We start from the raw sequence: 12,250 nt of genomic DNA on the forward strand, positions 1-12,250 counted from the left end.
CATCCGCGCGGCATGCTGCACCGCAGAAAAAATGAATCAGCGCACGTTACATGCAATTGATCGCTGTTCAATGGGTTTCGGCGACATTTGGCAGCCTGTTATGCTCCCTGACCTGCTCGTGAATCATGGATTCCCTGCATGCTCCCCAGCCTGCCCCTGCTGCTGGCCCTGCCGTTCCTCATGGCAGTGGCTGTCGCAGCCTTCCCCCGTAGTTCGCGCTCGACTGCTGCCTGGCTGGCGGCGCTGGCGCCGTTGGGCGGGCTGGCGATCCTCGCCTGGCTGACCCCATCGGTGCTCGATGGCCAGGTGGTGCGCACGATGGTGCCGTGGCTGCCGCAGATCGGCCTGGACTTCACCCTGCGCTTGGATGGCCTGGCCTGGATGTTCGCCGGACTGGTGCTGGGCATCGGCGCGCTGGTGGTGCTGTATGCGCGCTACTACCTCAGCAGCCAGGACAACGCGCACCGCTTCTATACCTACCTGTTGCTGTTCATGGGCGCCATGCTGGGCATGGTGCTGTCGGGCAACCTGTTGCTGCTGATGGTTTTCTGGGAAATGACCAGCATCAGCTCGTTCCTGCTGATCGGTTTCTGGTCGCACCGCCAGGACGCGCGCGAGGGCGCGCGGATGGCGCTGGTGATCACCGGTGGCGGCGGCCTGGCGCTGCTGGCCGGCGTGCTGCTGATCGGCCGCATCGTCGGCAGCTTCGACCTGGACGTGGTGCTGGCCGCCGGCGAGCAGATCCGCGCCAGCGCGCTGTACCCCTATGCCCTGTTCCTGGTACTGGCGGGCATCTTCACCAAGAGCGCGCAGTTCCCGTTCCACTTCTGGCTGCCGCATGCGATGGCCGCGCCTACCCCGGTGTCGGCCTACCTGCACTCGGCCACCATGGTGAAGGCCGGTGTGTTCCTGCTGGCGCGCCTGCACCCGGCATTGGCCGGCAGCGATCTGTTCTTCTACACGGTCAGCGGCATCGGTGCGATCACCCTCCTGATCGGTGCCTGGAACGCGATCTTCCAGCATGACCTGAAGGGCCTGCTGGCCTATTCGACGATCTCGCACTTGGGCCTGATCACCCTGCTGTTCGGCCTGTCCACGCCGATGGCGGTGGTCGCCGGCGTGTTCCACATCATCAACCACGCCACCTTCAAGGCCTCGCTGTTCATGGCCGCCGGCATCATCGACCACGAGACCGGCACCCGTGACATGCGCAAGCTCGGTGGCCTGCGCAGGCTGATGCCGTTCACCAGCGCGCTGGCGATCATCGCCTCGCTGGCGATGGCCGGCATCCCGCTGCTCAATGGCTTCCTGTCCAAGGAAATGCTGTTCGCCGAAGCGCTCTCGGCGGGCGGAACCGACACCATGCGCACGGCGGTGTCGATCGCCGCGCTGCTGGCTGGTGTATTCGGCGTGGCCTACAGCCTGCGCTTCGTGCACGACACGTTCTTCGGCAAGGGCCCGCATGGCCTGGACCGCGTGCCGCACGAGCCGCCGCGCTGGATGAAGGTACCGGTGGAAATCCTGGTGGTGATCTGCGTGGCGGTGGGTATCGCCCCGGCCGTGACCGTGGCCCCGGTATTGCACGCTGCAGCCGCCTCGATCCTCGGCAGCGCGATGCCCGAGTACAACCTGTCGATCTGGCATGGCTTCAACCTGCCGCTGGCGATGAGCGCCGCTGGCGTGGTCGGTGGCGTGGCCCTCTACTTCGGCCTGCGCAAGCTGATCGATCTGCACGCGGTAACCAACACCACGCCGGGACGCAACGTCTTCCACCACCAGCTGGACCTGCTGTCGGCCGGTGCGCAGCGGTTGACCGCCGGCATCGCCAACGGCAGCCTGCAGCGCATGCTGCTGGGCCTGGTGCTGGTGGCCATCGTGGTCGCCGCCGCGCCCTACATCGCCAACCCGGCCTCGCCGGAATGGACCAGACCGCAGCCGATACCGCTGCTGGGCTGGGCGTTGTGGCTGGTGATGATGTCCTGCGCGGTGGCGACCCTGCGCATGTACAAGCAGCGCCTGCTGGCCGTGCTGCTGGTCGGCGGCGTCGGCCTGATGGTGGCGCTGACCTTCGTGTTCCTGTCCGCACCGGACCTGGCGCTGACCCAGCTGCTGGTGGAGATGGTGACCCTGGTGCTGATGCTGCTGGGCATGAACTACCTGCCGGCACAGTCCGGCCCGGAGCGGCCGCGCTGGCGCAAGCGCCGTGATGCGCTGATCGCGATCGTGGCCGGTGCCGGCCTGGGCGCGCTGGCCTACAGCGCGATGACCCTGCCGCCGAACACCATGGCCGGCGAGCTGCTTGCCCGCGCCCTGCCCGAGGCGTACGGCCAGAACGTGGTCAACGTGATCCTGGTCGACTTCCGCGGCTTCGATACCTTCGGCGAGATCACCGTGTTCGGCATTGCCGCACTGGTCGTGCATGCGCTGCTGCGTCGCACGCGGATGGCGCCGGAGCAGATCATGCCCGGTCCGCCGATCAAGCTGCCGGTGCCGGCCGATCTGGCCCAGATCATGTTCCCGCTGACCCTGACGGTCTCCATCTTCCTGTTCCTGCGCGGCCACAACGCGCCGGGCGGCGGCTTCATCGCCGGCCTGGTGCTGGCGGTGCCGCTGCTGATCCAGTACGTGATCCAGGGCACCGCCTCGGTGGAGTCACGCTTCGGCTTCGACTACATCCGCTGCATCGGTACCGGCCTGCTGATCGCCATCCTCAGTGGCGCCGCGTCGATGCTGTTCGGCGTGCCGTTCCTGACCAGCGGCCACCTGGACCTGCACCTGCCGTTGATCGGCGATGTACCGCTGGCCAGCGCGATTGGTTTCGATATCGGCGTGTACCTGGTGGTGTTCGGTGGCGCGATGCTGATGCTGTCGATGATGGCCACCGTCAAACCCTCGCGGACGCGCACCGCGCGCAAGGGCGAGATCGACCTGCAACGCCGCTCGGCACGAACGGGGGAGATGCACTGATGGAACTGGCCTTGGCCTCTGCAATCGGCGTGCTGACCGCCATCGGCATCTACCTGCTGCTGCGCGCGCGCAGCTTCGATGTGATCCTCGGCATGACCTTCCTGTCCTACGCCACCAACCTGCTGATCTTTGCCGGCGGCCGCGTGGTGCAGGGCAAGGCGCCGGTGCTGCAGGAAGGCGTGGAGAGCCACCTGGGCAACTACACCGATCCGCTGCCACAGGCGCTGGTGCTGACCGCCATCGTCATTGCCTTTGCGATGACCGCCGTCAGCATCGTGCTGGCCATGCGCAGCCGCAGCGACAACCACAGTGACCACGTGGACGCGCACGAGCCGGACGACGATGCACCGCCGCGCCGGGGCGAGGACCGCGCATGAATCATCTGGTGATCCTGCCGATCCTGGTACCGCTGCTCGGCGCTGCGCTGTCGCTGTTCGTTGAACACCGCCGCTATGGGCCGAAGGTGCAGCGCGCCGTGGCGTGGACCGCGCTGGGCGCGCTGGCGGTGGTGGTCGGCCTGTTGTTCGCCGACACCGCAGGCGGCGACATCCGCGTGTACCTGCTGGGTGACTGGCCGTCACGCCTGGGCATCGCACTGGTGGCCGACCGGCTGTCGGCGTGGATGCTGCTGACCACCCTGCTGCTGGCCATCCCCTGCCTGCTGCATGCGTGTTCGGGTTGGGACCGGCGCGCACCGCACTTCCATGCGCTGTTCCAGTTCCAGCTGGTCGGCCTCAACGGCGCCTTCCTGACCGGCGACATCTTCAACCTGTTCGTGTTCTTCGAGGTGATGCTGATCGCCTCTTACGGCCTGCTGCTCAGTGGCGGCCGTGGCCTGCGCATGCGCATCGGCCTGCACTACGTGGTGTTCAACGTCACCGCCTCGACCCTGTTCCTGATCGCACTCGGCCTGCTGTACGCATCGCTGGGTTCATTGAACATGGCCGAGCTGTCACAGCGCATCGCCGAAGTGCCGCCTGCGCAGCTGACCCTGGTGAAGGCGACGATGGGCCTGTTGCTGCTGGTGTTCTGTGCCAAGGCCGCGCTGATGCCGCTGTACCTGTGGCTGCCCGAATCGTATGCGCGTGCACCGGCTGCGGTGGCGGCACTGTTTGCGATCATGACCAAGGTGGGCCTGTATGCCGTGCTTCGCATCCAGATGCTGTGGTTCGGCGAGGATGCGGGGGCGATGGCCGGCTACGGCCGCGACTGGCTGCTGTGGGCCGGCGTAGCGACGCTGGTGCTGGGCGGCCTGGGCGCGTTGGCCGCCGCGCGCCTGCGCGTGCTGATTTCGTACCTGGTGATCGTCTCGGCGGCCACGTTGTTCATCGCCTTCTCGGTGGGTACGCCTGAGGTGCTGTCGGCCGGCCTGTACTACCTGCCGCACAGCAGCTTCGTCGCCGCCGCACTGTTCCTGGTCGCCGACCTGATCCGACGCCGCCGTGGCGGCGCCAGCGACCGCAAGGAAGTGATCGCACCCATGCCCGGCAAGGAGACCCCGGCCGTGCTGTTCCTGATCGCAGCGGTGTCGGTGGCCGGCCTGCCGCCGCTGTCCGGCTTCCTGGCCAAGGCCGCGCTGTTGGCCGGCATGCCGGCGCAGTACACCGGCGCGGTGTGGACCGCAGTGCTGGTCAGCAGCCTGCTGGTCATCATGGGCCTGACCCGCGGCGGCATCCGCCTGTTCTGGCGCGTGCCGCTGCCCGATCCCGATGCACCGCCACCGCGCAAGGCGCCGCTGCGTCGTGTGGAGCTGTTTGCCGCCTGCATCCTGCTGGCCTACGGCATCGGCATGACATTGTTCGCAGCCCCGCTGATGCAGCACACCGACGCCATCGCCACCCAGCTGCTGCAGCCGGGCGACTACGTGCAGCAGTTGCGCGCGACCACGCCGGAGATCCGCCAGCCATGACCGCCAAGCGTTCCCCGATCCGCCGCCTGCTGCCTTCGCCCGCGCTGAGCGTGATGGTGGTGGTGTTCTGGCTGTTGATGTCCGACAGCTTCACGCTCGGCCAGTTCCTGCTGGGCGTGCTGCTGGGGGTGGTGATTCCGCTGTTCGCTGCGCGCCTGGACCGCGAGTTCGCCCGCATCGGCACCCTGCGGCCGCTGCCGAAGCTGCTGTTCGTGACCCTGTGGGACATCCTGATGTCCAATATCCGCGTGGCCATCCAGGTGCTGGGCCCGGAAAAGAACATCCACCCCGGTTTCATCTGGCTGCCACTGGACATCGCCAACATCCACGGCATCGCCGCGCTGACCAGCATGATCACCCTGACCCCCGGCACGGTGTCGGCTGCACTCAGCGACGACCGCAAATTCCTGCTGGTGCACGTGCTGCACCTGGAAGACCCGCAGGAGCTGATCGACACGATCAAGCGCCGTTATGAAGCCCCGTTGATGGAGATCTTCCCATGACTGGATTCCAGATCATCCAGACCACCCTGGTGGTGTGCATGCACGTGGTCGGCCTGGCCATGCTGCTGGCCACCTGGCGCCTGCTGCGCGGACCGACCGTGCCCGACCGCATCCTTGCACTGGATACGCTGTCGGTGACCGCCATCGCCGAGCTGATGCTGTTCGGCATGTACCTCAATTCGGCGATCTACTTCGAGGCGGCACTGATCATCGCCATGCTCGGCTTCGGCAGCACCGTGGTGCTGAGCAAGTTCGTGCTGCGCCGGGACATCGTCGAATGATCACCTTCATCCAGATCGCGCTGTCGATCCTGCTGCTGTTCGGCTGCTTCTTCATCCTGGTCGGCGCACTGGGCCTGGTGAAGCTGTCCACCTTCTTCAAGCGCCTGCACGCACCGACCAAGGCCAGCACGCTGGGCGTGGGCTGCGTGCTGGTGTGCTCGGTGTGCTACCACATCTTCCTGGGCCAGGACCCGCAGCCGCGCGAGCTGCTGATCACCGTGTTCCTGTTCATCACCGCACCGATCAGCGCGCACCTGATGGCCAAGGCCGCACTGTCGCTGCTGATGGAAACGCGCCCCAGCCTGCCGGGCAACGAGCGGGCCGAAGACGAGCAGCTGCCGCCGCCGGAACCGGAGCGGGAAGAGGAAACCACCGCGCGTTGACGGTGGGTGCCGACCGTTGGTCGGCACGACCCCGGATAACCGCCAGTAGAGCCAGGCCATGCCTGGCTGCGAGTTCGCCGAGGTTGCCGGCCAGCGGCCGGCACTTCCTCAGACCGGTGTGACCAGCGCGATTTCCAGCCCCAGCCAGGCCACGAACGCGCCCAGCAGCACCGCACCTTCGATGCGGCTGATGCGCAGGTCGCCTCGCAACATCGGGTACAGCACCAGTGCGAAGGCCAGCAGCGCCGGCAGTTCCAGGCGCACGAACGAGGCCGGCAACGCCAGCGGCTGCAGCAGCCCCATCGCACCGATCACCAGCATCAGGTTGACCACGCTGGAGCCGAGCACGTGGCCCAGCACCATGTCGCCGTGACCACGGCGTGCTGCCGCGACCGCGGCCGCCACCTCCGGCAACGCAGTGCCGATCGCCACCGGCAGCAGACCCACCAGCAGCGGCGTCCAGCCCAGCGCGGCGCCGAAATCAGCGGCGGCACCGACCACCAGGCGCGCGCCCCAATACAACGCCAGTGCGGCAACCAGCAGGCGCAGCACGTTCAACGGCAGGCTGGTGCGGCTCAGGGCCGACTCGGCAATGATCGCCTGTACCTCGGCGCTCTCATGGCGCCCGCGTCGCAACAGCAGGAACTGCACCACCACGAACCCGGCCACCAGCACGCCGGCCTCCCAGCGCAGCAGGCGGCCATCGAGTCCGAACACGATCAACAGCAGGCCCGCGGCCAGCAGCCCCCACCACAGCACGGCCTGCAGGCGCGCGCGCAGCAGCAACGGCGCGACCATCGCGGCCACCGCCAGGGTCAGGCCGAGGTTGACCACGCTGCTGCCGACGGCATTGCCCAAGGCCAGCTCCGGCTGGCCCACCACCAGCGCGCGGGCGTTGACCACCAGCTCCGGCAGCGAGGTGGTGATACCCAGCAACAGCAGGCCTGCGGTGAATGCACTGGCGCCGAAACGCTGCGCCAGGCCGGACACGGCTTTGACGATGGAGTCCCCACCCAGGGCCAGCAACAGCAGGCCGAGCAGGAACCAGGCAATGGCAATAGCGATCATCGGGCGCTCCCCAGCGGTCGTGGCGCGATTCTACGCTCGGCCCACCCGCGGCGGGTGAGCCGAGGATGGCCGATCAGCCGCAGCCTTCGGCGTAGTCCACCTGCGGGGTCCTGCCGACCCGCCAGGCGCCGACCTTGCCGTCAGCGCCGAGGGCAAAGTCGATGATCGCCGCACCCTCCTGCGCCGGGCGCACGCGCAGGTGCTGGGCCTTGTCGTCGTACTTGTCCGGGCCTACGTCGGCGCGCTCGGGATAGAGCACCTGCAGCTCACCCAGGGTCATGCCGACCCGGCCCCCGCCGGGCGCGACGATCGCCTGGCTGCGAACGTCGTAGCGGACCAGCTTGCGCGCCTCGAACATCAGACGCAGGTCTTCGGCCCCCTGCGGGCGCAGGAAGTAGCAGCCTTCATTGGCATCGTCGGCAGGCAGCGGCTTGCCAGCGGCATCGGTACCCAGACCCTGCAAGGGGGTGCCGAAGCCACTGCGGACCTCGGCGATGCCCGCGCCCAGCGTGGCGCCGCCGAAGCCATCCAGGCGTGCCGGGCTGTCGCTGCGCGTATCCACCGGCGAAGCGGTGGCCAGATCGGCGTCGGCGGGGACGGAGGCATCCTTCGCCGGTGCGGTGGCGGCGGGCGGCGCTGCCGGTGCGGAGGTGTCGGGACTACGGCTGCAGGCGGCCAACGACAACAGCAGCAGGCCGGCCATCGGGAGGTACTTCATCGGTGCGGATCCTTGGCACAGGGTGGGTGCACGCTACCGCAGCGCGCGTGCAGGCGCTGCATTGTCATCGCGGTTTCATCGCCCTCATTCAGGCTGGGCAAGCACCGACTTGGCTGTCCCCCATGCAACCGCGCAAGACCGACCTCGCCCGAACCGCGCTGCAGGCCCACCGCGCACCGCTGGACATGCGCCAGCGACGCCTGCTGATCCTGTGTGATGGCCAGCGCAGCATCGCCGAGCTGACCGCACTGCTTGGGCAGGACGCGGCAGCGATGGTGATCCAGCTGATCCAGGGCGGCTACCTGGTGACCGCTGCGGACGCACCCGCCTCCACGCCACCTGCGCCGGTTGCGATGACGGCTCCGCTGGCGCCGTCAGTCACTGCCGCTTCTGCGGCGCCGGTCGAGCGCCGCCGCTCGCTGGTCGCCGCGCGCATCTATGTGCTGGGAATCCTGGAGATGCAGCGGCATCCCAACGCAGCGGCGCTGTTCCGCGACCTGCAGCAGGCGCGTGCCGAAGGCGAGGTGCTGCAGGTGATGCAATCGGCGCTGCAGGTGCTGCCGGCGCTGACCTCGGAAGGATACTGCCAGCGCGTGCGGCAGCGGCTGATGGAGGCGCTGCCGGTGGAGCATTGCAGCGCGTTCACGGCCATTGCCTGAACCGGTGAACAGCATCCACGCATGGCGTGGATCTACTACATCACGTCCCCGGATGGATCCACGTCACGCGTGCACGCGATATCGCGCTTCCCGGTAGATCCACGCCATGCGTGGATGCGGACGATCAACGGAAATTGTTGCGCAGGCCGTTCCAGCACTGCTGGTAATCGCCCTGCCGGTGGCTTGCTGCCAGCGCCTGCGCGGTCGGGCGGATCACCCCACGGGTCTCGAACATGAAGGCCATGGTGTCCTTGATCACATCCGGCTTGGACAGGTCCGCATTGGAGGCCTTGTCGAAGGTCGGGGCATCCGGCCCGTGGCCGCTCATGCAGTTGTGCAGCGACGCACCGCCCGGCACGAAGCCTTCGACCTTGGCGTCGTAGGCACCATGCACAAGGCCCATGAACTCGCTGGCGATGTTGCGGTGGAACCACGGCGGACGGAACGTGTTCTGCGCCACCAGCCAGCGCGGCGGGAAGATCGCAAAGTCCATGTTGCTGGTGCCCGGAGTGTCGCTGGGCGAGTGCAGCACCAGGAAGATCGACGGATCCGGGTGGTCGTGGCTGATCGAACCGATGGTGTTGAAGCGGCGCAGATCATAGCGGTACGGCGCATAGTTGCCGTGCCAGGCCACCACGTCCAGCGGCGAATGATTGATCGGGGCGCGCCACAGGCGGCCATCGAACTTGGCAATCAGCTCGAAATCGCCGTCGATGTCTTCGAACGCGGCATGCGGGGTCTCGAAGTCGCGCGGATTGGCCAGGCCGTTGGAGCCGATCGGGCCCAGGTCGGGCAGCTTCAGCAGTGCGCCGAAGTTCTCGCAGATGTAGCCACGGCTCGGGCCATCCGGCAGCTCGACGCGGAAGCGCACGCCGCGCGGAATCACTGCGATCTGCTGCGGTTCGATCTCGATCACGCCCAGCTCGGTCAGCAGGCGCAGGCTGCCCAGCTGCGGCACGATCAGCAGTTCGCCGTCGGCGTCGTAGAAGTAGCGGCCGACCATGTCACGATTGGCTGCGTACAGATGGATGCCGACACCGGCATGCGCTTCGGGCGAGCCGTTGCCGCCCATGGTGTACAGGCCTTCGACGAAATCGGTGGGCAGTTCCGGCAGCGGCAGCGGGCTCCAGCGCAGCTGGTTCGGCGAAGCCGGCTGCGCACCGAAATCGCACTGCAGCTGTGATTGCGCGAAGGGAGTGAACTCGCCGTGGGTAACCGCCGGGCGGATCCGGTACAGCCAGCTGCGGCGGTTGCTGCCGCGCGGTGCGGTGAATGCGGTACCGGTCAGCTGCTCGGCATACAGGCCATGAGCCACCTTCTGCGGCGAGTTCTGGCCGACGGGCAGCGCACCGGGCACGGCCTCGCTGGCGAACTCGTTGCCGAAACCGGACTGGTAGCCGCGGGCGGTGATGGAGGGAGACATGGGGGTTCCTGGAAGCCTGGGGAAAGCCGCCGGGCATGGCCCGGCGCTACCGGTGGAGAAGGTGCCGTTGTGGAAACCTTACAGCACGCCGCGGCGGATCTGGTCGCGTTCGATGCTCTCGAACAGCGCGGTGAAGTTGCCTTCGCCGAAGCCTTCGTTGCCCTTGCGCTGGATGATCTCGAAGAAGATCGGGCCGATGCAGTTCTGGGTGAAGATCTGCAACAGCTTGCGCTGGTGGGTTTCCGGATCGGCGTCGATCAGGATCTTGTTCTTCGCCAGGCGGGCGACGTCCTCACCGTGGTTGGGCACGCGCTGGTCGATCACATCGAAGTAGGTCTCCGGCGTGTCGAGGAAATCCACGCCCTGCGCGCGCATGGCTTCGACCGTTTCATAGATGTTCTCGGTGAAGCAGGCAATGTGCTGGATGCCCTCGCCCTTGTACGCGTCCAGGTACTCGTTGATCTGGCTCTTCGGGTCGGACGACTCGTTCAGCGGAATGCGCACGATGCCGTCCGGCGCGGTCATCGCCTTGGACACCAGGCCGGTCTTCAGGCCCTTGATGTCGAAGTAGCGGATCTCGCGGAAGTTGAACAGGCGCTCGTAGTAGTCCGACCACTGCTGCATGTTGCCGAAGTACAGGTTGTGGGTCAGGTGGTCGATGAAGGTCAGTCCGAAGCCCTTCGGGCGCAGCTCGGCGCCGGCGATCAGCTCGTAGTCGCCATCGAAGATGCTGCCGGCATCGCCGTAGCGGTCCACCAGGTACAGCATGCAGTCACCGATGCCCTTGATGACCGGGGCGTTCACCGCCTTGCTCTCCGGCTTGAAGGCGATGGCTTCGGCGCCATTGCCCAGCGCGGTCTGGTAGACCTCCGCGCCCGGCTTCTTGAAGCGGATGGCGAAGCCGCATGCGCACGGGCCGTGCTTTTCAGCGAAGTCGGCGGCGAACGAATCGGGGTCTTCATTGACCAGGAAGTTGACGTCGCCCTGGCGATAGACGGTAATCGGACGCTGCTTGTGCTTGAGCACCGCGCTGAAGCCCATCTTGCGGAAGTACTCGTGCAGCTCGGCGCCACGGCCGGCCGGTGCGGCGAATTCGACGAACTCGAAGCCGTCGATGCCCATCGGGTTTTCGAAGGTGGTGACCTGCATGCCGGGGTTGGGATGCGAGGCGGACGGGACTGCGGTATTCATGGCGTGGCTCCGAATCGGTGCCGCATCGGCACAAACCAGGTGCGGGCGGGGTTGGACCCGGCGAGAATGCAGGGTACGGACCCAACACTTATAGTTACACTTGAAACCACCAGCAAGGTGCACCGCAACATGAGCCCCGCCGATCCCGTTTCCACCCGCCTGCGTGCCTCCCACGTCCTGCTCGACCTGGAACAGTTCCTGCCGTACCGGCTGAGCGTGCTGTCCAACCGGGTCAGCGGCAACATCGCCAAGCTGTACGGCGACCGCTATGGCCTGGCCATTCCGGAGTGGCGGGTGATCACCATCCTGGCGCTGTACCCCGGGTCGTCGGCCAGCGAGGTCTCCGACCGCACGGCGATGGACAAGGTCGCGGTCAGCCGCGCGGTGGCCCGCCTGCTGGAGCGCGGTTTCATCAAGCGTGAGACGCATGGCGATGACCGCCGCCGTTCGGTGTTGGCGCTGTCGGCGGCGGGGTTCGAGGTATACGAAACGATCGCGCCGATGGTGATCGAGATCACCCGCAAGCTGATGTCGGTGCTGAGCGAGGAAGAGGAGCAGGTGCTGGAGAAGCTGATCCTGCGCCTGGCCGGCGATGGCCTGGAGCGGATGGGCGAAGGGGGCTGACCCCGGGGCGGCGCCCCCCGCCGCCCTTGGTAGGTGTCGACCTTGGTCGACACTTGGATCCACGCCATGCGTGGATGATGTCGCGGGCTGCGCGGTGAGGGATCAGACGCAGGCCATTGATGACGTGCGACGCGCGGTGTTCATGGCCCGCCGACGAACGGTCTTTCGGCCGGGTTCGACTCAACGTGTCGCGTTTACCACCTGATGTTTCGACATCGGGCCGGTAGAGTCCTGACCGACAGAGCGGCTGTATCGACATTCGCGTATCGAGTGGCATTGCCTATTGGACGGCGGGCTGCACAGGCCTGAGGGTGGGAACGCAGCGGCGCTCCGCTGCCGGGGTTGAAAGCCCGTCACTCAAACGCGTAACGACGCTGCACCCATGGTGCCCATCTTACGGTGGGCGCCATTCTGCAGCCGGGTCTGCCCTATGGCGGGCGGTGCGTGGGGCCTAGTGCCCACCGTTTTCGCGTTTGAGCGGTCTTTCAACCACGCATCGCCTGCCGCCTTCCCGGCGGCCCGCT

General features: G+C 66.9%; 12 protein-coding genes. 8 read left to right on the forward strand and 4 right to left on the reverse strand.

The genetic code is table 11. The annotated features are described in order from the left end of the window. Window positions 1–138: 138 nt before the first annotated feature. Genes AC07UW_RS10160 through AC07UW_RS10185 form a run of 6 tightly spaced genes read left to right on the forward strand, consistent with a single transcriptional unit; the run spans window position 139 to window position 6,043 of the window. Window positions 139–2,967, forward strand: a complete 2,829-nt coding sequence (locus AC07UW_RS10160) for a monovalent cation/H+ antiporter subunit A (RefSeq protein ID WP_032976643.1) — start codon at window positions 139–141, stop codon at window positions 2,965–2,967. Continuing rightward, complete coding sequence (locus AC07UW_RS10165) at window positions 2,967–3,344, forward strand: Na+/H+ antiporter subunit C (protein ID WP_025874601.1); 378 nt, start codon at window positions 2,967–2,969, stop codon at window positions 3,342–3,344. Before AC07UW_RS10160 ends, AC07UW_RS10165 begins: the two co-directional genes overlap by 1 nt. Beyond that, a complete protein-coding gene (locus AC07UW_RS10170) occupies window positions 3,341–4,876 on the forward strand; it encodes a monovalent cation/H+ antiporter subunit D (protein WP_025874600.1) in 1,536 nt (511 codons plus the stop codon). The genes AC07UW_RS10165 and AC07UW_RS10170 overlap by 4 nt, the downstream gene beginning before the upstream one ends. After that, a complete protein-coding gene (locus tag AC07UW_RS10175) occupies window positions 4,873–5,379 on the forward strand; it encodes a Na+/H+ antiporter subunit E (protein ID WP_134833195.1) in 507 nt (168 codons plus the stop codon). Before AC07UW_RS10170 ends, AC07UW_RS10175 begins: the two co-directional genes overlap by 4 nt. Then, entirely contained in the window at window positions 5,376–5,660 is a 285-nt protein-coding gene (locus AC07UW_RS10180) for a K+/H+ antiporter subunit F (RefSeq protein WP_025874598.1), read from the forward strand. Before AC07UW_RS10175 ends, AC07UW_RS10180 begins: the two co-directional genes overlap by 4 nt. Continuing rightward, complete coding sequence (locus tag AC07UW_RS10185) at window positions 5,657–6,043, forward strand: Na+/H+ antiporter subunit G (protein ID WP_025874597.1); 387 nt, start codon at window positions 5,657–5,659, stop codon at window positions 6,041–6,043. The genes AC07UW_RS10180 and AC07UW_RS10185 overlap by 4 nt, the downstream gene beginning before the upstream one ends. Window positions 6,044–6,151: 108 nt before the next feature. On the opposite strand, the gene AC07UW_RS10190 is transcribed toward AC07UW_RS10185, so the two are convergent. After that, the gene (locus tag AC07UW_RS10190; RefSeq protein ID WP_495211977.1) at window positions 6,152–7,111 is read right to left on the reverse strand and encodes a sodium:calcium antiporter; all 960 of its coding nucleotides are present in this window, start codon (window positions 7,109–7,111) and stop codon (window positions 6,152–6,154) included. 73 nt (window positions 7,112–7,184) lie between these two features. Further along, window positions 7,185–7,829: a hypothetical protein gene (locus AC07UW_RS10195; protein ID WP_495211978.1), complete on the reverse strand. Its 645-nt coding sequence runs from the start codon at window positions 7,827–7,829 to the stop codon at window positions 7,185–7,187. A gap of 122 nt (window positions 7,830–7,951) precedes the next feature. On the opposite strand from AC07UW_RS10195, the gene AC07UW_RS10200 reads away from it, so the two are divergent. Then, window positions 7,952–8,488 carry a hypothetical protein gene (locus AC07UW_RS10200; RefSeq protein ID WP_447945663.1) on the forward strand — a complete coding sequence of 179 codons (537 nt, stop codon included), beginning with the start codon at window positions 7,952–7,954 and terminating at the stop codon, window positions 8,486–8,488. Between the two features lie 124 nt (window positions 8,489–8,612). On the opposite strand, the gene hmgA is transcribed toward AC07UW_RS10200, so the two are convergent. Both hmgA and hppD read right to left on the reverse strand, forming a co-directional pair. Beyond that, the gene (gene hmgA / locus AC07UW_RS10205) at window positions 8,613–9,911 is read right to left on the reverse strand and encodes a homogentisate 1,2-dioxygenase (RefSeq protein ID WP_495211979.1); all 1,299 of its coding nucleotides are present in this window, start codon (window positions 9,909–9,911) and stop codon (window positions 8,613–8,615) included. Window positions 9,912–9,989: 78 nt separating this feature from the next. Then, window positions 9,990–11,102 (reverse strand): 4-hydroxyphenylpyruvate dioxygenase, encoded by a 1,113-nt coding sequence (gene hppD, locus AC07UW_RS10210; protein WP_170919610.1) that lies wholly within the window; start codon window positions 11,100–11,102, stop codon window positions 9,990–9,992. A 129-nt stretch (window positions 11,103–11,231) separates the two neighbouring features. Here hppD and AC07UW_RS10215 point away from each other — a divergent pair, with 129 nt between their 5' ends. Continuing rightward, window positions 11,232–11,726: a MarR family winged helix-turn-helix transcriptional regulator gene (locus AC07UW_RS10215; RefSeq protein WP_495211980.1), complete on the forward strand. Its 495-nt coding sequence runs from the start codon at window positions 11,232–11,234 to the stop codon at window positions 11,724–11,726. Window positions 11,727–12,250: the final 524 nt, after the last annotated feature.

The organism is Stenotrophomonas sp. GW821-FHT02D01 (assembly GCF_059421765.1).